Source organism: Allosediminivita pacifica, assembly GCF_003054175.1.
Classification (GTDB): Bacteria; Pseudomonadota; Alphaproteobacteria; order Rhodobacterales; family Rhodobacteraceae; genus Allosediminivita; species Allosediminivita pacifica.
Genome location: NZ_QBKN01000012.1, coordinates 87,191 through 108,426 on the forward strand (window position 1 = coordinate 87,191; position 21,236 = coordinate 108,426).

General features: G+C 66.2%; 16 protein-coding genes. 7 read left to right on the plus strand and 9 right to left on the minus strand.

Translation table 11 applies throughout. The features are described from left to right. The first annotated feature begins 69 nt into the window (after nucleotides 1-69). The gene (locus tag C8N44_RS11140; protein WP_107976474.1) at nucleotides 70-486 is read left to right on the plus strand and encodes a response regulator; all 417 of its coding nucleotides are present in this window, start codon (nucleotides 70-72) and stop codon (nucleotides 484-486) included. On the opposite strand, the gene C8N44_RS11145 is transcribed toward C8N44_RS11140, so the two are convergent. Together C8N44_RS11145 and C8N44_RS11150 are read right to left on the minus strand one after the other, a co-directional pair. Beyond that, the gene (locus C8N44_RS11145; protein ID WP_107976476.1) at nucleotides 481-882 is read right to left on the minus strand and encodes a response regulator; all 402 of its coding nucleotides are present in this window, start codon (nucleotides 880-882) and stop codon (nucleotides 481-483) included. The two genes, C8N44_RS11140 and C8N44_RS11145, sit on opposite strands and share 6 nt — an antisense overlap. Beyond that, entirely contained in the window at nucleotides 872-5,881 is a 5,010-nt protein-coding gene (locus C8N44_RS11150) for a PAS domain-containing protein (protein ID WP_158274043.1), read from the minus strand. The genes C8N44_RS11145 and C8N44_RS11150 overlap by 11 nt, the downstream gene beginning before the upstream one ends. Before the next feature lie 276 nt (nucleotides 5,882-6,157). On the opposite strand from C8N44_RS11150, the gene C8N44_RS11155 reads away from it, so the two are divergent. The 3 genes from C8N44_RS11155 to ggpS are packed head-to-tail and all read left to right on the plus strand — an operon-like array spanning nucleotide 6,158 to nucleotide 9,598. Further along, complete coding sequence (locus tag C8N44_RS11155; RefSeq protein WP_170121080.1) at nucleotides 6,158-7,297, plus strand: NAD(P)H-dependent glycerol-3-phosphate dehydrogenase; 1,140 nt, start codon at nucleotides 6,158-6,160, stop codon at nucleotides 7,295-7,297. Nucleotides 7,298-7,299: 2 nt separating this feature from the next. Further along, on the plus strand, nucleotides 7,300-8,082 hold the full coding sequence (locus tag C8N44_RS11160; protein WP_107976481.1) for an HAD family hydrolase: 783 nt from the start codon (nucleotides 7,300-7,302) through the stop codon (nucleotides 8,080-8,082). A gap of 1 nt (nucleotide 8,083) precedes the next feature. Then, nucleotides 8,084-9,598 carry a glucosylglycerol-phosphate synthase gene (gene ggpS, locus C8N44_RS11165; protein WP_107976483.1) on the plus strand — a complete coding sequence of 505 codons (1,515 nt, stop codon included), beginning with the start codon at nucleotides 8,084-8,086 and terminating at the stop codon, nucleotides 9,596-9,598. Between the two features lie 15 nt (nucleotides 9,599-9,613). Here the strand turns inward: ggpS and C8N44_RS11170 are convergent, their stop codons facing one another. The 6 genes from C8N44_RS11170 to C8N44_RS11195 form a co-directional block, all read right to left on the minus strand. Further along, the gene (locus C8N44_RS11170; RefSeq protein WP_107976485.1) at nucleotides 9,614-10,915 is read right to left on the minus strand and encodes a TRAP transporter large permease; all 1,302 of its coding nucleotides are present in this window, start codon (nucleotides 10,913-10,915) and stop codon (nucleotides 9,614-9,616) included. A gap of 1 nt (nucleotide 10,916) precedes the next feature. Further along, a complete protein-coding gene (locus tag C8N44_RS11175; RefSeq protein WP_107976487.1) occupies nucleotides 10,917-11,405 on the minus strand; it encodes a TRAP transporter small permease in 489 nt (162 codons plus the stop codon). A gap of 62 nt (nucleotides 11,406-11,467) precedes the next feature. Further along, nucleotides 11,468-12,592 carry a C4-dicarboxylate TRAP transporter substrate-binding protein gene (locus C8N44_RS11180; RefSeq protein WP_107976490.1) on the minus strand — a complete coding sequence of 375 codons (1,125 nt, stop codon included), beginning with the start codon at nucleotides 12,590-12,592 and terminating at the stop codon, nucleotides 11,468-11,470. Between the two features lie 27 nt (nucleotides 12,593-12,619). Then, complete coding sequence (locus C8N44_RS11185; RefSeq protein ID WP_107976492.1) at nucleotides 12,620-13,495, minus strand: amidohydrolase family protein; 876 nt, start codon at nucleotides 13,493-13,495, stop codon at nucleotides 12,620-12,622. Further along, nucleotides 13,492-13,974 (minus strand): MarR family winged helix-turn-helix transcriptional regulator, encoded by a 483-nt coding sequence (locus C8N44_RS11190; RefSeq protein WP_107976494.1) that lies wholly within the window; start codon nucleotides 13,972-13,974, stop codon nucleotides 13,492-13,494. The genes C8N44_RS11185 and C8N44_RS11190 overlap by 4 nt, the downstream gene beginning before the upstream one ends. Next, nucleotides 13,967-14,767, minus strand: a complete 801-nt coding sequence (locus tag C8N44_RS11195) for a crotonase/enoyl-CoA hydratase family protein (RefSeq protein ID WP_107976496.1) — start codon at nucleotides 14,765-14,767, stop codon at nucleotides 13,967-13,969. Before C8N44_RS11195 ends, C8N44_RS11190 begins: the two co-directional genes overlap by 8 nt. A gap of 136 nt (nucleotides 14,768-14,903) precedes the next feature. On the opposite strand from C8N44_RS11195, the gene C8N44_RS11200 reads away from it, so the two are divergent. From C8N44_RS11200 to C8N44_RS11210, 3 genes are read left to right on the plus strand one after another with little or no spacing between them, the layout of a single operon-like run. Next, nucleotides 14,904-16,739: a feruloyl-CoA synthase gene (locus C8N44_RS11200; RefSeq protein WP_107976498.1), complete on the plus strand. Its 1,836-nt coding sequence runs from the start codon at nucleotides 14,904-14,906 to the stop codon at nucleotides 16,737-16,739. Then, complete coding sequence (locus C8N44_RS11205) at nucleotides 16,736-18,358, plus strand: acyl-CoA dehydrogenase family protein (RefSeq protein ID WP_107976499.1); 1,623 nt, start codon at nucleotides 16,736-16,738, stop codon at nucleotides 18,356-18,358. Before C8N44_RS11200 ends, C8N44_RS11205 begins: the two co-directional genes overlap by 4 nt. A gap of 56 nt (nucleotides 18,359-18,414) precedes the next feature. Continuing rightward, the gene (locus C8N44_RS11210) at nucleotides 18,415-18,804 is read left to right on the plus strand and encodes a response regulator (RefSeq protein WP_107976501.1); all 390 of its coding nucleotides are present in this window, start codon (nucleotides 18,415-18,417) and stop codon (nucleotides 18,802-18,804) included. Between the two features lie 16 nt (nucleotides 18,805-18,820). Here the strand turns inward: C8N44_RS11210 and C8N44_RS11215 are convergent, their stop codons facing one another. Continuing rightward, nucleotides 18,821-21,148 carry a sensor histidine kinase gene (locus tag C8N44_RS11215; protein WP_107976503.1) on the minus strand — a complete coding sequence of 776 codons (2,328 nt, stop codon included), beginning with the start codon at nucleotides 21,146-21,148 and terminating at the stop codon, nucleotides 18,821-18,823. Nucleotides 21,149-21,236 lie beyond the last annotated feature (88 nt).

The following is a 21,236-nucleotide window of genomic DNA, read 5'->3' on the forward strand; positions in this document are numbered from 1 at the left end:
GGCGTGATAGCTATCACGTGGATATCCGTAAAAGGTTCATCAGAGAGTTCGATTTGCCGGAGGTCAGCTTTGCCGAAAGGTAAGACCACAACCTCGCCCAAGACGCTCATCGTGGAAGACAACGCGCTGCTTGCGGCCGAGCTTCACGAGGTTCTGACCGACGCCGGGCTGGCGCCTTTCGAGCCGTGCTCGAACTACCGCGATGCGATGAGCCTGCTGGCGCAGGACTTTCCGGAATACTGCGTTCTTGATCTCGATCTCAGCGGGAACCGGGCCTGGCACGAGCCGCTCGGCACCGAGGGGCGGCGGCTGCTTTCGGTGCTGGCCAACCACGGAAGCCGGACGGTGATCTACAGCGGGCTGCGAGTGCCGGTGCACGACCTTCTGGCGCTCGACACGGATGTCGAGGTCGTCAGCAAGAGCGATCCCGTCGAAGCGGTCGTGGCCGCACTCAGGCGCAGAGCCGACGACACGGCCAGCCTATAAGATCTTCGAAATGGCGCTCTGGAGCTGTTTGAAGTCCACCGGCTTGCCGAGGCGCGGGACGTCGGGGCGCTTGTGTTCGGCGAGCGCGCGGTCGGGATTGTACCCGGTCAGGAAGACATAGGGTACGTCGAGGGCATCCAGCGCATCGGCCACGGGGACGCTGGTCTGGTCGTTGCCGAGGTTCAGGTCGAGAATGGCCATGTCGGGGGGCGACAGCCGGATGGCGTCGAGCGCGGCATCGCGAGACACGTGCGGCCCGTCGGGATCGAAACCCGTTTCCTCGAGGTACATGACGAGATCGAGGCCGACGATTGCCTCGTCTTCGACCACGAGGATTCTCGGCTTGTGATCTGCAGTCCGTTCGCGCGTTTCCTGGGGCGCCGTGTCATCGTTCATCTTCTTGGGTCTTGCCTTTCATTTCGATCGTGCAGAGGAGCCCTTCTGGACGGAAGTCCATGGTGACCGCTGCGTGCAATTGGCGTTCGAGCAGCGTTCCGATCAGGAACGAGCCGAAGCCGGTGTGATCCGGCGTCTCGACACGAGGACCGTCGCATTCGGTCCAGACCATCTTGTCGATTTTTCCGTCCCGCTCGGTCACGTCGAGAATGACCCGGCCCTCGTCCGAGGAGAAGGCGCCGTGCTTGGCGGCGTTCGTCGAGAGCTCGTGCAGGGCGAGGCCGAGGGACATGGCCTCGGAGGGCGAGAGCTCGATCCCGGGGCCGCGGTAGGTGAAGCGGCCCTGGTCCTGACCGACGAAGGGAGAGGTCTCGGCGATGGCAAGATCACGCAGGTCGTAGCCGACCCAGTCGCCCGCCGTGAGGACCTCGTGGGTGCGTGCGATGGCCGAGAGGCGGCTCATCAGCCGGGTGACCATCTCCTTCTTGTCGGGCGCGGTGCGGCCGGTGAAGCGGGTGATCGACTGCACCACTGCGAGCGTGTTCTTCACGCGGTGCTCGAGTTCGGCCAGGAGCACGTCCTTGCGTTCCTCGGCCATGGCGCGTTCGGTGACGTCGACGGCCGAGGCGACGATTTCGGTCACGCGGCCGGTTTCGTCCACGGCCGGCGTCAGCTGGAAGTCGATGAGGATACGGGTGTCCCCCTCGGTGCGCACACTCACGTCGTAGCGCAATGTCTCGCCCACGGCGGCGCGGCGGACAGCGTCCCTGAGGCGGTCCTGTGACCCCGTGTTGAACGACCACCAGTAGGTGTCCCAGAATTTCCGCCCGACCACGTCTTCGCGGGTCACCCCGCCGCGGCGCAGGGCCGTTGCATTGGCTTCGAGCAGCGTGCCGTCCGGCGATACGAGCCCGACGAAGGCAAAGAGACCGTCTAGCAGTTTCTGCAGTCGGCGGGCGGCGGCGCGGGCTTCCTTGCGGGCCTCGACCTGGGGGGTGATGTCGAGGTTGAAGGTCATGGTGCCTGCGACTGTGCCGGCGGTATTGTACCAGGGCTGGATGATCTGCTGGTAGTAGCGGGTGGTGATGCCTTCCTGCGCGCCACGGTAGACGGAGGCCTGGAGTTCTTCGGAGACATAGGGCTGCCCCGTCGCGAAGACCTGGTCGAACCTCTCGAAGATGCCCTGGCCTTCGATCTCGGGGATGGCCTCGCGCAGGGGCAGACCGAGCAGTTCGCGGTGGCCGAGAACCGCGTCGTGGCGCGGGTTGGAGTAGATGAAGCGCTGTTCGGGGCCCTCGAAGATCGCGATGGCAGCGGGGGCCTGGTCGAAGAGACGGCGCAGCCGCTCCTCGCTTTCGCGCAGGTCTTCGGCGAGGGCGGTTTCGCGCGAGATATCCCGCACTGCAGCGCCGACGGCGAAGACATTGCCCTCGGTGACGACTGGGAAGAAGTCGCAGATGTAGTTGCTGCGCTCTCCGGTCGTCGCGCCGCCGGGGCCGCGCACTTCGATCCCGTAGCTTGGCTCGCCCGTCTCGAAGACCCGGCGGATGTGCGGGCGGACTTCGGCGGCCATTTCAGGCATGACCTGCTGGAGAGTCCGGCCGGCGTGCTGGTCGGCGGGCAGATCGTTGATGTCCGCGAGCTTGGGGTTCGTGCGGATCCAGCGTTCCTCGCGGTCGACGAGCGCGAGACCGATGGGGATGCCGTCGTAGATGGCCTGGATCTCGTTGCGGTTGCGAACGAGGTTGGTGATGTCGAAGGCAAAGCTCATGACACCGCCGACCGACCCGGTGGCCGTGAACCATGGCTGAAGCTCGATGTGGCGGTATTCGAACGGCGCCTCCGGCCGGCGGTTGATGTCGTTGCGGATCTCGGGGAGCACCACCGGTTTCGCGGTGGTGTAGACCTCTTCGAAGCCCTTGTAGATATCGCCCTCGGTGATGCCGGGATAGGCCTCGGCCAGGGGGCGGCCCGTGAGCACGCGTTCGCCCGTGACGGCCTTGGCGGCGGCGTTCAGGTAGGTGTTGCGATGCTCGGGGCCTTCGAAGACGCCGATCTGCGCAGGCACGGCGTCGAAGAGGCGCTGGAGCTGCGCCTGGCTTTCCAGTGCCTCACTTTCGAGGCGGTATTCGCGGGTGACATCGCGCACGCTGATACCGACCGCGAAGATGCTGCCCTCTGCCTTGAGGGGGAAGAAGTCGCAGAGATGGTTGCGGGGCGTGCCGGGTTCGACGGCGCTTTCGGCGGAGATGCGGATGCTGGTGCGCGCCGTACCGTCGTCGAGGACGTCGCGGACGTGCGGGACCAGGCTGGCCCCGAAGTCGGGCATCAGTTCTTCGGCGGGGCGGCCGATATGGGCCTCGGGTGCGTGGCCGGAAAACTCGGCCATGGCGTGGTTGACGCGAATCCAGCGCATGTCGGGATCGATCAGGCTGAGCCCGATGGGGATACCGTCGTAGACTGCGCCGAGCTCGATGTTCTGGGTTTCGAGCTGGCCGGCGTAGACCTTCAGTTCGCGCTCGCTGCGCTTGCGCTCGGTTACGTCGACGAAGGCGATGACGACGCCGTCGATGCGGTTGTCGATGGTCCGGTAGGGACGGACGTAGGCCTGGAAGGTCTCGTCGGTGTCCTTGATGTGCAACTCGCGCTCGAGCGGCTGGAGCGTCCGGCGTACCTGCTCGGCGTCCTGTGCGAGCTGGGGATAGTCCACGTGGGCGGCGAGTTCGTGGATCGGGCGGCCGATGTCGCGTTCCTGGATGCCGAAGAGCCGCGACAGCGCCGGGGTGAAGAGCCGGACGCAATCGACGGTATCGAGGAACAGGGTCGCGATCTCGGTCGCTTCGAGCAGGTTCTTGAGGTCGCTGTTGGCGCGGACGAGTTGGCGATTGTTCTCGGAGAGCTCCGCGTTGATGGTCTCGAGCTCTTCGTTGATCGACTGGAGTTCCTCGCGCGAGGTTTCGAGTTCCTCGTTTGAGCTTTGCAGTTCCTCGTTCATCGAGAGGAGTTCTTCGTTGGTGCTGCGCAGTTCCTGTTCTGCGCCCTCGAATTCGCGCTGGACGGCATCGAGCCGCTTGCGGGTGAGCGCCAGTTCCCTCTCGCTGCGTTCCGCGCGGCCGTCGCCGGGATCTGTTTCGCCGAGTTCGCCGGACCGGACCTCGGCGAGCGACAGAAGGATAAGCTCCTGGTCGGTGTCGAAGGGGATCGCTGAGACGTCGAAGAGATGCCGCGTGCCGTCCAGTTCGACAACGATATCCGTGGCGTGGGCGGAGGCGCCCGTTTCGCGCGCTTCGGCGAGGACGGAATGGGCGGGCAGGCGCAGTTCGGGGGTCAGCAGGTCGTCGACGCTTGTGCCCACTGCCCCGCGCGAGGGCCGCACGAAGCGGGTCATCGACTCCGAAAGGTAGAGCACACTGTTGTCGCGGTTGATGGTGGCGAAGGGGGGCGCGAGCCGCTGCAGGAAGAGTTGCTCGGTCTGTGTCTCGAGCGTGTCGACCCTGGAGGGGCCGGCCGGCGCGACCTGTCCGGGGGCGATCGGCGTCGCCGGCGGTGGGCGCCGGGCCGAGCCGCTGACCGCGGAATAGCTGGCGCTGCGGGTGTCGTCGCGCTGGAAGAGGCGTGCCGAGCGGTCGAGGGTCCGGAAGAGGTTCTCGTTCTTGCCGAGGGTCTCGGAGGGGCCGAGAAAGAGGAAGCCGCCGGGATTGAGCGCGTAGTGGAAGCGGGGCACGAGCTGTCCCTGGCTGCCCGCGTCAAGGTAGATCATCACGTTGCGGCAGGAGATCAGGTCGAGCCGGGAGAAGGGCGGGTCCTGCAGGAGGTTCTGCGGGGCGAAGACGCACATCTCCCGCAGGCGGGACACGATTTGCCAGTGATCGTTCTCGTGCACGAAGAAGCGGTCGAGCCTTTCCTGGCTGACGCCTTCGATGGAGGTGGCAGAGAAGCGTCCACTGCGGGCGCTGCGGAGCGCGTCGAGGTCGATGTCGGTGCCGAAGAGCTTCCAGGGCCTGCGGTCGTCGCGTTCCTCCATCAACTCGGCCACCAGGATGGCGAGGCTGTAGACCTCTTCCCCGGTCGCGCAGCCCGGGACCCAGATCCTGAAGCTCTCCTGGTCCTTGTCAAAGAGCTTGGTGAGCGCCCGGGTCTGCAGCGTGGCAAAGGCCTCGGGGTCGCGGAAGAACTCGGTGACGCTGATCAGGAAGTCGTTGGCCAGAAGGTCGCGTTCGTCGGGATGATGTTCGAGGTGAATCAGGTAGTCCTCGACTGAAGACTTGCGCAGCAGAGCCATGCGTCGGGCGATGCGCCGGACGAGGGTGCCGGGCTTGTATCCGGAAAAGGAGGCGCGGTTGCCGTCCTCGAGCTTGCCCAGGACGCTGTCGAGATGGGCCGAGACGGTGTCGAGCAGGCCCTGACGGCTTTCGCTTTCGAGGGACATTCGATGGTCGAGGATCTCGAGGATGCGCCGGGGCATGTCGGAAGGACGCAGGACCATGTCGACAAGACCGGTGGCCGAGGCATTCTCGGGCATGGCCGCGAACCGGGCGCTGGTGCTTTCCTGCACGATGGCAAAGCCGCCGTGGGACTTGATCGAGCGGACGCCGGTCGTGCCGTCGGACCCCGTTCCCGAGAGAACCACGGCGAAGGCGTTGCGCCCGTACTGTTCGGCAAGCGAGGTGAAGAAGCGGTCGATTGGCGTCCTGACGCCAAGTTCGGGGGCGTGATCGACCAGGCGGAAGCGCCCCTGCGAGATCTCGAGAAAGCTGCCGGGTGGAATGACGAAGATGTGGTCGGCGGCGACCTGATCCCCGTCTTCGATCCGGCGCACCGGCAGGGCGGCATGGGCGCCGAGAAGCTTCGCCATGAGAGAGGGCTGATCCGCGGCGAGGTGCTGCACGATGACGTAGCAAAGGCCCGAGTCGGCGGGGATCGCCTGCACGAAGCCTTGCAGCGCCTCCAGCCCGCCGGCTGAAGCTCCGATGCCGACAACAGCTGGACCGTCCGTCATGTTCAACATGCCCCCCAGGATCAAACAGACATTGCATCTTTCGCGGCGTCTCACAACAGCGCGCTGAGGTGTCGTGTGCCGGCCGCGGACCGGGCGGCCGGGCGGTACGTGGGGCAATGCGGCGGAAACGGGCAGCTGACGTAATGTCGCCTTGCGCGTCGATCGGTGGCGGCGCGCGACGAACGCTCGCAGCTTGAAAATCCCCCTCGGCGGCCTAGGATCATAGTTCATGATGCATAGTGCCGAACTCGCCGGCGTATCGAGGAAATCCGGAAGTTGAACAGCGGGGGTCAGCCCATCAAAGTTTCGCCATCACGTCCATCCGCGCGCCCCTATGGCAGGCTCGCCGTCCTCGGGGCGGGCGCCTGGGGCACAGCCCTTGCCATCGTGCTGGCCCGCAACGGGCGCGAAGTGGCGCTCTGGGCCCGGCGCGAGGCGCTTGCGCAGCAGATCAACGAGACGCGCGAAAACCACGACTATCTTCCCGGCATCGCCATACCCGACAGGCTGACGGCCTCGGCGGATCTCGAGACGGTTCTTTCCGGGGTGGAGGCACTTCTGATCGTCACGCCGTCGTCGTCCCTGCGAGAAATGTGCGCCGCCATCGCGCCGCATGTGCCGGCGGGCATTCCCATCGCGCTGGGCTGCAAGGGCGTCGAGCGCACCACGGGGCTGCTGCTTTCCGAGGTGGTGGCCGAGGAGCTGAAGGGCCACCAGGTGGGCGCCGTGTCGGGGCCGACCTTCGCGCGCGAGACGGCGTTGGAGCACCCGACGGCGGCGACCGTGGCCTTTCCCTTTAGCTACAAGGACCGGCTCGAACCCGAAAAGAGCCCCGCCGCGCGGCTGGCGGTCTCGCTTTCGGGCGGCGGCTTCCGGCCCTACGTCTCGGACGACATCGTGGGGGTCGAGGTCGGCGGCGCGGTCAAGAACGTGATCGCCATCGCCTGCGGGATGATGTCGGGCGCGGGCTTTGCCGAGAACACGCGCGCGGCGCTGATCACGCGCGGCATCGACGAGATGAAGCGGCTGGCGCAGGCGCTGGGCGGACGGCGCGAAACCGTGACGGGCCTTTCGGGCGCGGGCGACCTGACGCTGACCTGTTCGTCGACCACCTCGCGCAACATGTCGCTGGGCTACCAGCTGGGGCAGGGGATCGCGCGCGACGACTGCTTCGACGGCAAGCCTGTCGTGGTCGAGGGCGAAGTCAACGCCGTGTCGGTCTGCGACCTGGCCCACCGCATCCGTGTTCCCATGCCGATCTGCGAGACGGTGAATGCCGTCCTGCACCATGGCGCCGACCTGCAGGAGAGCTTTTCTGCTCTCTGGGCGCGCCCGCTCGAGTCCGAGCCGCAGACGCTCGATCTGTCGCTCGAGCATCCCTCACCTGACCTGCCGCTGCCATTCGGAGCTGACTGAGAATGAACGTTCACGCATCCCCCCGCCCGGCCATGGCCGAGCGGCGCATGACGCTTGCCACCGACCTGGACGGAACCTTCCTCGGAGGGACCGACGCCGACAGGAAGCGTCTTTACGACTGGATCGAGGAGAACCGCGACAGCGTGGGCCTCGTCTTCGTCACCGGGCGTGATCCCGAATTCATCATGCAGATGTGCCGGGACCGGCATCTGCCTTGGCCGGAATACGTGGTGGGCGACGTGGGCACGACCATCGCCGAGGTTGAGCCGGACGGCTCCATCGCGCCGATCGAGCCGCTGGAAGAGGACATCTCGCATCGCTGGAGCGGCAAGGGCGGCGTCGTGCGTGCGGCGCTCGAGGGGCACCCGGGTCTGAAACTGCAGCCGACGGAGTTCCGCTACCGGGTGAGCTATGACCTGTTCCCCGACGATTTCGATCCCTCTGCCAAGGAAAAGGTGGACGAGCTGGGCCTCGACTGGCTGATCTCGGACAACAAGTATTTCGACGTGCTGCCGAAGGGGGTGTCCAAGGGGCCCTCGCTGAAGCGGCTGATCGCGCATCTGGGAATTCCGGAAAAGCGCGTGCTCGCCGCAGGCGACACGATGAACGATTTTTCCATGCTTGCCTCGGGGCTTCAGGCCGTCGCGGTGGGGAACTCGGAACAACCGCTTGTTTCAGCGCTTGAGGGTAAGGACTCCGTCTACCACGCGAGCGCCTTCGGCGCGGCCGGCATCCTCGAGGCGATCGACGCCTTTGACCTTCACGATATCCCGAAAGGAGACTGACATGTCTTCAAACCTCGTCATCGTCTATCACCGCCAGCCCTACGAAGAGGTCGAGGTCGACGGAAAGATCGAGTACCGGGAGAACAAGAGCCCCAACGGCATCGTCCCCACGCTCAAGAGCTTTTTCGGCCGTTTCGAGAAGGGCGCCTGGGTCGCCTGGAAAGAGGCCGAGGACCCCGCGAACCCCGAGTTCGAACGTGTCATCGAGATCGAGGACCAGTACGGGCGCTACAACGTCTCGCGCCTGCCGCTGACCAAGGAGCAGGTGAGCAGCTTCTACCACATCTCGTCGAAAGAAGCCTTCTGGCCGATCCTTCACGGCTTCAAGGAACGCTACAACTACGACCCCGTGGACTGGCCGACCTTCCGGGAAGTGAACTGGAACTTCGCCGAGGCGGCGGCGGCTGAGGCGGCGGAAGGCGCCGTGGTCTGGGTGCACGACTACAACCTGTGGCTTGTCCCGGGATACCTGCGCCGGCTGCGTCCGGACGTGAAGATCAGTTTCTTCCACCACACACCGTTCCCCAGCGCGGACATGTTCAACGTGCTGCCGTGGCGCAAGGAGATCCTCGAGAGCCTGCTGGCCTGCGACGTGGTGGGCTTCCACATCCCGCGCTACGTGAACAACTTCGTGTCGGCGGCGCGGTCGCTGCTCGAGGTCGAGGTGGAGAAGCGCGAGAAGGTGAGCCCCGATCTCGCTTCGCAGATCTCGGCCCTGTCCGAGCAGAGCGTGGCGACGGAGCTGGCCTACGAGGGGCGCAAGATCTACCTTCAGGCGAGTCCGGTGGGCGTCGACGTGGACTATATCGAGAAGGTCGCGGCGACGGAGGAAACCGCCACGCGTGCCAAGGAGATCAAGGAGGAGCTGGGCGATGCGCAGCTTGTCCTGTCGGTTGGCCGGACGGACTACACCAAGGGCGGTGCGGCGCAGCTGCAGAGCTTCGAGCGGCTGCTGGAAAGCCATCCCAAGCTGGTGGGCAAGGTGCGGCTGCTGCACGTTTCGGTCGCGGCGAACCGCAACATGGTGGCCTACGAGGAAATCCAGAACGACCTTGAACAAGTGGCGGGCAAGATCAATGGGCGGTTTGGCAGTCTCGATTGGCAGCCCATCGCGCTCGTGTCCCGCGCGATCCCCTTTACCGAGCTGGTGGCCTATTACCACGCCGCCGACGTGGCGTGGATCACGCCGCTGGCCGACGGGATGAACCTTGTCTGCAAGGAATACTGCGCGGCGCGCACCGATGGCGACGGGGTGCTGGTCCTGTCCGAATTCGCGGGCGCGGTCGTAGAGCTGGAATCCGCGGTCATCACCAACCCCTTCTCGCACCGGTCCATGGACAGCGCGATCCTGCACGCGCTGGGCATGGAGGAAGAGGAGCGCCGCACCCGGATGGAGGCCATGCGCCGCATGGTGCGCAAGCATGACATCCGCTTCTGGGCCGAAGACCAGATGAAGGCGCTGGGCGACTGGGAAAAGACCGGCGACGCCGCCAAGGAGCCGGCGACCGCCGATTGAAGCTGTTCTGCCGGGCTACCAGAGCCCCGGCAGAGCCAGCACCAGAGAGGGCATCGCGATGATCAGAACGGTCACCGCGATGTCCGCCAGGAAGAAGGGCAGCACGCCCGCGAAGATCTGGGTCGTGCTCACGTAGTCTGTCGCCACGTTTCGTATGACGAAGACGTTCAGCCCGACCGGTGGCGTGATCATCCCGATCTCCAGCAACTTGACCACGAGCACGCCGAACCAGACGAGGCTGATGCCTTCGGCGTTGAGTAGCGGCAGGAAGACGGGCAGCGTGACCAGCATGGCGCCGAAGGGCTCCATCACCATGCCCAGCAGAAGGTAGACCACCACGATCATGAACATGAGCTGCACGTAGCTCACGTCGGCGCCGCCGATGGTGCGCGAGATGAAGCCCGATAGCCCGGTGATGCCCAGGAAGCGAGTGAACATCATGGCGCCGATGCCGATGATCAGCAGCGAGGCCGTGGTCTGGAGGGTTTCCAGCAGGGAGTCCTTCATGACCTTGCGGTTCAGCGTGCCCACGGCCGCGGCGCAGAGGATCGCGCCACCGGCGCCGACGGCGCCCGCCTCGGTGGCGGTGAAATAGCCCGAGAAAAGCCCGCCGAAGACCAGCAGGATCAGTACGAGCACCGGCCAGACCTTGCGCAGTGCCGTGCCGATGGAGAGCTGGTTGCCCTCGAGCCGGCCGCGCGGGATGAGGTCGGGGCGGGTCCAGGCGAGGATGAGCACGATGACCGCGTAGCTGAGGGCGGTGATGATGCCCACGGTGACACCGCCGAGGAAGACGTCGGTGATCGAGGTCTCGGAGAAGACGCCGTAGAGGATCATCAGGATCGAAGGCGGGATCAGCGCGCCGATGGTGCCGCCCGCGGCGATCGAGCCCGCCGAGATGGCGGGCGAATAGCCCGCACGGACCATTTCGGGGATGGCGATGCGGCCCATGGAGGCCGCGGTGGCAAGCGACGAGCCGCAGACCGCCGCGAAGCCGGAACAGGCGAAGATCGACGAGACGGCCAGCGCCCCCGGCACCCGCCAGAGCAGGGCCTTGGCCGCGTCGAAGAGGCCTTCGGTCAGGCGGGCGTGGAAGGCGACGAAGCCCATCAGGAGGAACATGGGCACGGCGCTCATCGTCCAGCTGGCGACGAAGGAGTAGGGCGTGTTCGACAGGATGCCAAAGGCCGGTTTCAGCCCCAGCAGCGATACGATCCCGCCGAAGGACACCGCGATCAGCGAGAGCGCGACGGGCACGCGCAGCAGCAGCAGCGCGAATAGGATGCCGACACCCCAGAAGCCGGTTTCGACGCTCATCTCATGGTCTCCGTGCGATCTGGATGCCGCGCAGCGCCGTGACGAGGGCGGCGAGCAGGAAGCCCGCGGGCGGCAGGAAGTAGGTGGGCCAGACGGGCAGGGCGTGGCCCAGGACGTCGACGAAGGTGCCCGCGGCGTAGTTCTTTACCGCGTCGCCCCAGGTGACCCAGGCGATGGCGGCGTAGATCACGCAGGCGATCACCGCCACGAGGATGTCCGACAGGCGCAGTAGCGGCGAGGGGAGGAAGGAGTCGAGGATCTCGACCGAGATCATGGCGCGGCTTCTTTCAACCCATGCCAGCGGCAGGAAGGCGATCAGCACCATGTAGTAGCGCGAGACGATCTCGTTGGTGGCCGGTATCGGTCGGTCCAGAAGGTTCCGGGCCAGCACCTCGGCGGCCACGTGCAGGAGAAGGGCCATGAGGCCAATGGCGCCGACCAGGGCGAGCCCCTGTGCCACGCGGTCGGCCGCGCGCTCGATGGAATTCATCGTCACACCCCGTTTGCCTGTATCGGAAGGGCTGAGGCGGCCCGGAGGGCCGCCCCGGTCTTTCAGAGCCCGTAGGACGAGACGTCGACCTTGGACCAGATTTCTTCCCACATGCGGTCGATCATGGCGTCGCGGTCGTGGTCGACTTCTTCGGAGATGCCTTCCCACTTCTCGAAGAGGGAGACGAACTCATCGACCCGCGAGGGCGCGTCATCCATTCCGAAGCGTTCGGCCGAGACCTCGGCGGCCGTCTCGCGGTCGTCGAGGGCGAACTGGCGTGCGGCCTCGGTGAAGGCCTCGTCGGCGTCGAGGAACTCGATGCCGGCTTCCTCGGCCGCCTCGCGGGCGATGGCGGCGAAGTCGTAGCCCCAGCGCTGCGAGAAGTCGGCGTTGGCGCGGTTGGCGGCGCGCATGAGTGCGGCGCGCTCGTCCTCGGACATCGACTGCCAGGTGGTGGCGGCAGTGGTGAAGTTCGAGGTCGAGAAGTAGGTGCCGAGTGGCACGGGGGTCGCGTACTCGACAAGTTCGACAAGGCGGAAGGCGAGCAGGTCGCCGATCGAGGCCATGGAGCCGTCGATCGTGCCCTGGCTCATCGCCTCGAAGGTTTCGAGCACGCTGATGGAAACCGGGACCGCGCCGAAGTTCTCGGCCCAGCGGGAGTAGGGCGCGCCGCCCGAGCGCAGGCGCAGGCCCTGAAGGTCCTCGGCGGTCTCGACCGGCTCCTTGGTCAGGAGCATGTAGGGATCGGACGAGCCGGAGCCGAGGAAGACCATGCCGGCGTCGGATAGCTCCTGCTGGCACTCGGCGCAGTTGACCGTGTACTCGGTGAGGGCGGCGGCCATCGCGTAGGGATCGCGCCCCGAGAGCGAGAGTTCACCGGCGAGCGCGAAGTTCGGCAGGTCAGCGGGGAAGTAGAGCGGCAGCAGGTTGCCGACATCGACGAGTCCGGTCTGAAGCGCGTCCTTCATGCCGCCGAGGCCCACGACCTCGGGGCCGAGAGGGATGGCCCCCATCTCGCCGTCGGATTCCTCGGGAAGGTATTCGGCCAGCTTCTCGTAGAGGTGGCTGGTCGAGGGGTGGGCCGGGGGCGCACCCGACGCGATGCGCAGGTCCCGCGCATCCGCGGTGGCCGGCAGCGCCAGCATCAGGGCCGCGGTGGCGGCGGTCGTCCATCTAGCAAGTGTCATGAGTCTCCTCCCTGAATTGTCATGACGTCACATTTTCAGAAGCCGCCTCGCATTCTCCTTAAGTATCAGCGGCTTCACCTCCTCCTTGAGATCGAGCCCGTCGAAATCGGACAACCAGCGGTCCGGCGTGATCGCCGGCCAGTCGGAGCCGAACAGCATCTTCTTCTTCAGGATCGAATTCGCGTAGTGCACGAAGATCGGCGGGAAGTACTTCGGCGACCATCCGGACATGTCGATGTAGACGTTGGGTTTGTGCTGGGCGACCATCAGGCCCTCTTCCGTCCAGGGGAAGGAGGGGTGGGCCAGCACGATGGGCGTGTCGGGAAAATCGACGGCGACATCGTCGATGTGCACCGGATTGGAATACTTCAGCCGCATCCCCATGCCGCCGCGCATCCCTGAGCCGACGCCGGTCTGGCCGGTGTGGAAGAGCATGATGGCGCCTTCATCGGCGATGGCCTCGTAGAGCGGGTAGGCCATGCGATCGTTGGGCCAGAAGCCCTGCAGCGTGGGGTGGAACTTGAAACCTTTCACGCCGAACTCGCGCACGAGGCGACGCGCCTCGCGGGCGCCGGCCTTGCCCTTGGCCGGGTCGATGCTGGCGAAAGGGATCAGGATGTCGTCGTTCTCGGCGGCGATCTGCGCGACTTCCTCGTTGGAATAGCGGCGGAAGCCGGTTTCGCGCTCGGAATCGACGGGGAAGATCACGGCGCCGATGCGTCGTTCGCGGAAGTATTCGGCCGTCTGCTGGACCGATGGCAGCATGCCCTGCGCGCCCGCCGGATTTTTGAAATACTTCGCCATGGCGGCCTGGAAGTCGTCGTAGCCGTCGTCGCGTGGGCCGCAGCAGGGCTCTTCCGCGTGGGTGTGGAAGTCGATGGCGATCAGGTCGTCGATGTTCATGCGATACGGCCCCCGTCCTCGATCCTGAGATACTTGCGCAGAAGGGTGCGCAGTTGTTCTGCCTCGGCCGGTGTCAGCCCGCTGACATCGCTCGCCTCGTGGCGGTCGAAGGCGGGACGGAGTTCGGCGAGGTGCGCCTCGCCCTTCTCGGTCAGACGCAGCTCCATCGCCCGCTTGTCGTCTTCCGGCACGCTGCGGGCGATGAGCCCCGCATCCTCGAGCGTGCGGGCCATCTTGGCCATGTGGGCGCGCTTGATGTCGAGCGCGCGTGCGACGACGCCCTGCCGGATGCCGGGGTTGTCATGGATGACGAGCATGACCGACATCTCGCCCGGGCGGACGTCCTTGTCAGAGAGATTCGCGAAGAAGTCCTCGAAGCTGCGCAACTGGGCGAGGCGCAGCAGGAAACCGAGCGATTCCGCCAGCGGGCCGAGTCGGATCGACTGTCCCTCCCGGGTGGTTTCGAGCGCCTCACCCATTGCCGGGCGCCTGTACCTTGGCGGCGCGCTTTTCGAGGAAGTCGCGCAGGCGCTGCTTGGCCTCGGGCGTCATGGTGGCCAGCGAGGCGACCATCGATTCCGTGAACAGACCGTCCTCGGAAGACATGTCCGCGATGCGGGGCAGGGCGTTGAGGATGGCGTAGTTGGTGAACTCGGCGTTGGTGGCGGTGCGGGCGGCGATCTCGACCGCGCGGGTCAGCGCCTCACCCTCGGGGACGACGTAGCTGACGCCGCCCCAGCGTTCCATTTCCTCGGCCCCGAGCGTGCGCCCGGTCAGCATCATGTCCCCCATTCGGGGCGCGCCGATCAGGCGGGCGACGCGGACCGATCCGCCGCCGCCGACGAAGATGCCGCGCTGGCCTTCGGGGAGGGCGAAGAAGGCGCTGGTGTCGGCCACGCGCAGTTGTGTCGAGGCGGCGAGTTCGAAGCCGCCGCCGACCACGGCACCGCTGAGGGCCGAGACGAAGGGGATCAGGCCGCGTTCGATCATGTCGAAGATGCGGTGCCACTGGCGGGAGCCCTTCACGGCTTCGAACAGTGGCTTTTCCGAGTGTTCGGAGAGATCCAGCCCGGCGCAGAAGTGCGGGCCGTGGCCGTGGATGACTCCGGCCTTGGCCTCGTCCGTGGCCCGCGTGACGGCGGCGCCGATGGCCTGCACGAACCTGTCGGAGATGGCGTTGCGCTTGTCGGGGCGGTTCAGCCCGATGAGGGCGACGTCGCCGCGCAATTCGTAGGTGACAAGGCCTTCGGCCCCGCTCGATCCATCGGTCAAGTGCCTTCCTCCCGGCGCCTCTCCGGACGCTCAATTCTGTTTCCTTGTAGACAAAACGGATGATTCGAGTCAACGTTATCTTAACCGTGGGCGGGAAGAGGAGCCTGCCCCGCGGCCAAGGCATGCAGGAGGAGACATGACCGAAGCGAAGGTCGAAGTCCCGCTTTGGGACTCGAAAGTGCGATCCGGGACACGTCCCGACGGAAGCATCCTGGTCTGGCAGGAAGACCCCCTGGAGCCCTATCCCGACCGGATTACCGAGCCGCTTTTCGACTGGGCTGAAACCGACCCCGACCGGACATGGATGGCCGAGCGCGGTCCCGGTCGCGAATGGATCAGGCTGAGCTACGGCGAGGCTGCGACATGCATCCGTGCGATCGCGAGCGCGCTGGTGGCGCGTGGGCTGTCGCAGGATCGCCCGGTCCTGATCCTCTCGGGCAATTCCATCGCGCATGCCCTCATGGCGCTGGCAGCACAGCACGTCGGCGTGCCATCGGCGGCGCTGGCGCCGGCCTACGCGCTGGCGGGCGGCGACTTTGCCAAGCTGCGCGACATCGCCGAGCAGCTTTCCCCGGGGCTGATCTTTGCCGAGGATGTCACGAAATTCGTGTCCGGCATCGACGCGGTCTTTGGCAAGGAGGTGCCGGTTGTTTGCCGAGAGGGCGAGGTGCCGGGGCGCGAGACGATTTCGTTGGAAAGCCTGCTGGCCACCCCGCCCAGCGACGAGATGCAGGCCGCACATGAGGCGGTCACCTCCGATACGGTCGCCAAGTTCCTGTTCACCTCGGGGACGACGGGCACCCCCAAGGCGGTGATCCAGACCAACGGGATGCTCTGCTCGAACCAGCAGATCATCCGGCAGTGCTTTACCTTCATGCAGGAGACCCCGCCCGTCGTTGTCGACTGGGCGCCCTGGAACCACACGGCCAGCGGCAACAAGGTCTTCAACATGATCTTCTACAACGGCGGGACCTACTACATCGATGACGGGCGCCCGACGCCGGAGGGGATCGACCGGACGATCGAGAACCTGCGCGATATCTCGCCCACCTGGTATTTCAACGTCCCGCTGGGCTTTCAGATGTTGCTGGATGCGTTCGAGACGGATCACGCCCTGCGCGAGACCTTCTTCAAGCGGTTGCAGATGCTGTTCTACGCGGGTGCGGGCATGAGCCAGCCGGTCTGGGACCGCATCACGCGTGTCGCCAACGACATGGTGCCGGGTGGCGTATTGCTGACGACCGGGTTCGGGGCCACCGAGACGGGGCCCTTCTCGCTGATCTGTACCGAGCGGCAGGAGCATGCGGGCAACCTCGGCGTGCCGGCGCACGGGGTGGTGCTGAAACTGGTGCCGCAGGGCGACAAGCTGGAGGGGCGGGTGAAGAGCCCCTCGGTCACGCCGGGCTACTGGGGTAACGCCGAACTGACGGCAGAGGCCTTCGACGAGGAGGGTTTCTACAGCTTCGGAGACGCTTTCAGGTTTGCGGTGCCCGGGGACCCCTCGAAAGGGTTCGTCTTCGACGGACGGCTGGCCGAGAACTTCAAGCTGGCCTCCGGCACCTGGGTGGCGGTCGGTCCGTTGCGGGCGCAGCTGACCAACCAGCTTGGCGGGCTTGCATCGGACGTGGTGATCGCGGGCGAGGGGCATATCGAGCTGGGCGCGCTGGTGGTGCCGAACTGGGACGCGCTGCGGGATCTGACTGGGACGAGCCTGCGCGGCGAGGCGCTTCTGAACCATCCCAAGGTGCGCCACGAGGCGGCGCAGCGGCTTGCGGCGCATGCCGCGGCGGCCACGGGATCGTCCAGTCGGGTGACCCGCATGATGTTCTTGTCGGTGCCGCTCGACTTCGACAAGGGCGAGGTGACCGACAAGGGATCGATCAATCAGCGCGCAGTGCTGCGGCACCGCTCGGACCTTGTCGATGCGCTTTGGAGCGAAGATCCGCGGGTGATCGCGCTGGAGCACGCATGAGCGCAGGACTGATTGCAGCGGTGCTGGCCCGGACACCGGGCTGGGCGGAGCAGGCCGAGGCGGCTGGGCTCGATGATGTCGCGCTGTCCCAGATCCTCGAGGCGGCAGAGGTGCGGGCGCGCAACGATCTTGCGCCGCTTGCCGCACGGGCCGATGCCGCGGGGTGCCGCCTCGAGGGCGGGCGCGTGATCGTGCCCGGGGGCTACAAGGCGGCCTACAGGGCACTGGCATACGATGGCTGGATCGGCACTGACCTGTCGCCCGATCTTGGCGGAATGGGCTTGCCATTGCCGGTGCACGTTGCCGCGACCCTGCCGATGGAAGGTGCCGCGCTTCCGTTCATGATGGCGCTCGGATCCTCGCGGGCCGGGGCGCACCTGCTGGCCGGCGCCGCACCGGAACTGGCCGCCGAGTGGGCTCCCCGGATCGCATCCGGAGAGTGGACGGCGACGATCTGCATCTCGGAGCCCGACGCGGGGTCCGACGTCGGGCGGATCCGGACGCGGGCCCGCCGCGAGGGGGAGCGCTGGGTCATCGAGGGCACCAAGTGCTGGATCAGCTTCGGCGACCACGACATGGCCGACCGGATCGGACATCTGCTGCTCGCGCGGACCGGGACGCCTGAGGAAGGATCACGCGGCCTGTCGCTTTTTCTCGTCCCGGACCTGCACGAGAACGGGGCGCGTAACGGGATTTCCGTCGAGCGGATCGAGGAAAAGCTGGGTCTGCATGGCTCGCCCACCTGCGTTCTGCGGTTCGACGGCGCCGAGGCCACGCTGATCGGTGCGCCGGGGCGGGGGCTGTCACAGCTTTTCGGGATGATCGAGCTGATGCGGCTTCAGGTGGGCACGCAAGGCGCCGGGATCGCGATGGAATGCGCGCGGCTTGCCCGGGACTATGCCTCGGAACGCCGACAGGGCGGGGACCCGTCCGGGCCGCCGACGCCGATCGAGGCCCACCCGGACGTGCAGCGACAGCTTGCCGTGCTCGATGCCCACGCGGTGCTGCTGACGGCGCTGGTACTGGAAACCGCCGTGACGCTGGAGCAGGCGCACCGGGGTGATGACGGCGCCACGGCCCGGGCGGCGTTTCTTCTGCCTCTGGTCAAGACCTTTGGCGGAGAGCTGGGGACGGCCAGCACGAGCGGCGCGATACAGGTCTTCGCGGGTGCGGGGTATACACGGGAATGGCCGGTGGAGCGGCACTACCGCGATGCGCGCATCATGACGATCTACGAGGGCACGACAGGCATGCAGGCCCAGGATTTCCTGTTGCGGCGGCTGATCAAGGAAGAGGGCCGCGGACTGGAGGGTTTTGCCGCAAGGGCAGCCGCGGAGTTGTCGCGGGATGCCCTGACGAAGGAGATGATGGAGCGGCTGCGCGCCGTGGCGGCGCGCTTGCGCGATGCATCGCCAGAGGCAAGGCTGCACGCGGCAGACGGGGCGCTGCGAGCCGGGTGGTGTGCCGTAAGCGCCACGCTCGCCGCCCGGATGACGGGGCACGATGTCCGCACGGACCGCGCCATGGCGCAGTGGCGGGCCCTGCTTCCCGCGCGCATGGCCGAGGCGGAGGCGCGGATCGCCTTCGGGCTGGGCTTGGCGGATGTTAAACAATCCTAAACGGGGGGCGTGCGATAGAAGTGCGGGAACCTTACGTCTTTCAGGATCTGGAACGCATGAACACCGATGCCGAACGCTGCCTGATCGTCGAGGATACAGAAACGGATCGCGCGATGATGCGCCGCGTCGTCACCCGGCAATGCGAGGGGCAGAACTTCATCTTTGCCAAGTCGCTCCGCGAGGCGCGCGAGATACTGAAAACGCGCGCCATCTTTTTCGTCTTCCTGGACAATACGCTTCCCGACGGGCGCGGGGCCGATTTCGTGGCCGAACTCGCGGCGCATCCCGAGTGGAAGCGGCTGCCGGTTGTCATCGTCAGCGACTGGCCTTCGCCCTTTCTCTACGCCAAGGCAAAGGCTTGCAACGTGCTGGAGATCTGGACCAAGAACGATTTCAAGGGACCCGAGATCCTGCGCGTCCTCGGGGCGAAATCAAGAGCCTTCTGAACGCGCGGGGCCTTCTTCAGGCCGCTGCGGGCCGGGCCGCGTCTTCGGCCAGCGGCAGGATGATCACGAAGCAGGTTCCCCTCTCGCCCGCCACCGAGCGCACCGTGATCTCGCCCCCGGCGAGCTTGACGTGCTTGCGTGCGATGGCGAGCCCCATGCCGCTGCCCTCGATCTCGTCGCGGGCGCGAAGCGTCTGGAACATGCCAAAGATCCGGTCGTGGTAGGCCGGGTCGATGCCGGGACCGTCGTCCGTCACGCGGACCTCGGCCATGGTGCCGGAAACACGCGCTTCCACGCGGACGCAGCCCTGATCGAGATCGTGATGCTTGAGGGCGTTCGAAATGACGTTCAGCAGAACGAGCTGGAGCGGAAGCCGGCAAATGCGGAGCCCGCGGAAACCCTCATCGAATGTCAGCTCGAAACCGTCCGGCACGGTGAGAAGCGTGCGAAGTTCCTCTTCGAGATCGGCGCCGGTCACAAGTTCGGAGGGCGTGTCCCCACGCTTGCGGCCGATGCGGGCGTGCTCGAACAGGGCATCCAGAAGCTTTTGCATACGGTCCGCGCGACTGCGCAGGATCTCGAGGTTCTCGAGCATTTCCTCATTCGGAGTGCCGTCGAGATCCTCCTCGATCCAGTCCGCGGCGTTGTGGATCACCCGCAGCGGTGCCTTGAGGTCGTGAGAGGCGACGTAGGCAAAGGTGTCGAGTTCGCTGTTCGAGGCCTGGAGGTCGGCGATCAGCTTCGCGCGTTCGGCTTCCTCGGCCTTGCGGTCCGTGATGTCGCGCATGATGCAGATGCGGCGCTTGCGGCCGCCGGTCTCGATCGTGCTGGCCGAGATCTCCATCGGGAAGTGCTCGCCGTTCCGCCGGATGGCCTCGAGTTCGAAGAAGCTGCTGTTCCGATGCGCCCCGTCGATGGTCCCCTGGCAGGGCCCGAAGCGTCCGGCGCATGACTCGCATGCAGCCGGGGGGCGACCCGTATTCACCAGGAGCGTGCAGAAGCTGGTGCCCACCAGATCGTCCCGAGGGCGGCCGAAGAGCCGTGTCGCCGCCTGGTTCGCGTCTTCGATCGTGTTGTCCGCGCCGATCACCAGCACGCTGTCGCGGACTTCGTCGAAGACGGTGCGCGCAGGTTGGTTCTGCTCGGAGATGCGGGCCAGGAGGCGGCCGAAGCTTCGGGCAAGCTGCCCGATTTCGTCCGCGCGGTCCCTGGGCAGGTCCGGTCGGCGCATCGCGGCCTCGGCGGCCCGTATCTCGGAATTCAAGGCAAGCAGGGGGCGCAGTTGCCGGTTGGTGACGAGATGCGCCAGACCGGCGGCCACCAGCGTCGTGGCGATACCCGCGAGCAGGATGATGGTGGAGGTACGGCGCGCGCCGATGGCAAATTCACGGGCGTCCGTCATGAGGGCGAGGTGCAGCGTGGAGCCGCCGGGCCGCACCCGGTCAAGGGTGGTTGCGGCGAGAATCTTGCCGTCGGCATGCCTGATCTGGGGCGTGGCGCTTGCGTGCTCGATCGCCTCGAGGATGGACGGGCTGAATGGAGGTAGCCTGTCGATCAGAATCTGTGTGCCACGGCCACCCGGTTCCTGGATGAAGCCGCCTCCGTTCCCGTCGAGTAGCAGCACCGTGCGCCCCGGCGGCACGGACCGCGTGATCTTCTGGATCATGTGACCGGCCGAGACATTGATGACGACCATGCCGAAGCGCTTTCCGTCGGCGTCGAAGACCGGCAGCACGTAGCGGATCACCGCGATCCGCGGATCCGTGACTCGGCCGTTTTCGCGGTTCCATTCGACTGACGTGACATGGATCTCGCCGGGGGCCAGTCGGGCGCCGACACGGACGTAGTCCCGGCCTGCCTTCTGCTGAAGCTCGGCCTCAGGGATCCTGACGATCGTACTGCCGCGCTTGTCGACCCGCACGAGCTCGCGCCCGCCATCGGTCAGGCCGATGAGCCGGAGCTGGACATACTCAGGGCGTACCTCGTGGACCGACGTGAAGATCGCGGCGAGGCGCGACTTCCAGTCCGCGGCGGTGGAGCTTCCGTCCGCCGGATCGACCGGATCGCCGGAGAGCGTGCGGGCAAGTCCCTGAACCGGTGGAACGTTCGCAAGAAGGATCATCTCTTGCAGAATCCTCGTCATCTCCGCGTCGAACTGGGCGCGGATCCGGTCGAGCCGCCGCTCCAGTTCAAGCTCGAGGTGACGTTGTTCCACGTCGCGCGTCATCAGATAGCTCGCTGCACCGAGACAGATGACCGACAGAGCCGAGATCAGTACGGCAAGAGCCACCATGCGGGCCCGAAGCGAGGCGGTGCCGAGACGATTGGATCTGATCTTTGTCATCGGGGGAAACACTCCGCTCGGGCCGGCAGTATAGCCGCTCGCGCGGTTTGCGGAGATGCAAAAATACGACGCATTCTAAGGGTTTGGC

What these genes read in the sequence shown, in the direction of transcription:
- C8N44_RS11210 (WP_107976501.1), top strand. Translation starts at nt 18,415, where the DNA reads ATGAACACCGATGCCGAACGCTGCCTGATCGTCGAGGATACAGAAACG.
- C8N44_RS11200 (WP_107976498.1), top strand. Translation starts at nt 14,904, where the DNA reads ATGACCGAAGCGAAGGTCGAAGTCCCGCTTTGGGACTCGAAAGTGCGA.
- ggpS (WP_107976483.1), top strand. Translation starts at nt 8,084, where the DNA reads ATGTCTTCAAACCTCGTCATCGTCTATCACCGCCAGCCCTACGAAGAG.
- C8N44_RS11150 (WP_158274043.1), bottom strand. Translation starts at nt 5,881, where the DNA reads ATGACGGACGGTCCAGCTGTTGTCGGCATCGGAGCTTCAGCCGGCGGG.
- C8N44_RS11190 (WP_107976494.1), bottom strand. Translation starts at nt 13,974, where the DNA reads ATGGGTGAGGCGCTCGAAACCACCCGGGAGGGACAGTCGATCCGACTC.
- C8N44_RS11205 (WP_107976499.1), top strand. Translation starts at nt 16,736, where the DNA reads ATGAGCGCAGGACTGATTGCAGCGGTGCTGGCCCGGACACCGGGCTGG.
- C8N44_RS11215 (WP_107976503.1), bottom strand. Translation starts at nt 21,148, where the DNA reads ATGACAAAGATCAGATCCAATCGTCTCGGCACCGCCTCGCTTCGGGCC.
- C8N44_RS11160 (WP_107976481.1), top strand. Translation starts at nt 7,300, where the DNA reads ATGAACGTTCACGCATCCCCCCGCCCGGCCATGGCCGAGCGGCGCATG.
- C8N44_RS11175 (WP_107976487.1), bottom strand. Translation starts at nt 11,405, where the DNA reads ATGAATTCCATCGAGCGCGCGGCCGACCGCGTGGCACAGGGGCTCGCC.
- C8N44_RS11170 (WP_107976485.1), bottom strand. Translation starts at nt 10,915, where the DNA reads ATGAGCGTCGAAACCGGCTTCTGGGGTGTCGGCATCCTATTCGCGCTG.
- C8N44_RS11185 (WP_107976492.1), bottom strand. Translation starts at nt 13,495, where the DNA reads ATGAACATCGACGACCTGATCGCCATCGACTTCCACACCCACGCGGAA.
- C8N44_RS11180 (WP_107976490.1), bottom strand. Translation starts at nt 12,592, where the DNA reads ATGACACTTGCTAGATGGACGACCGCCGCCACCGCGGCCCTGATGCTG.
- C8N44_RS11145 (WP_107976476.1), bottom strand. Translation starts at nt 882, where the DNA reads ATGAACGATGACACGGCGCCCCAGGAAACGCGCGAACGGACTGCAGAT.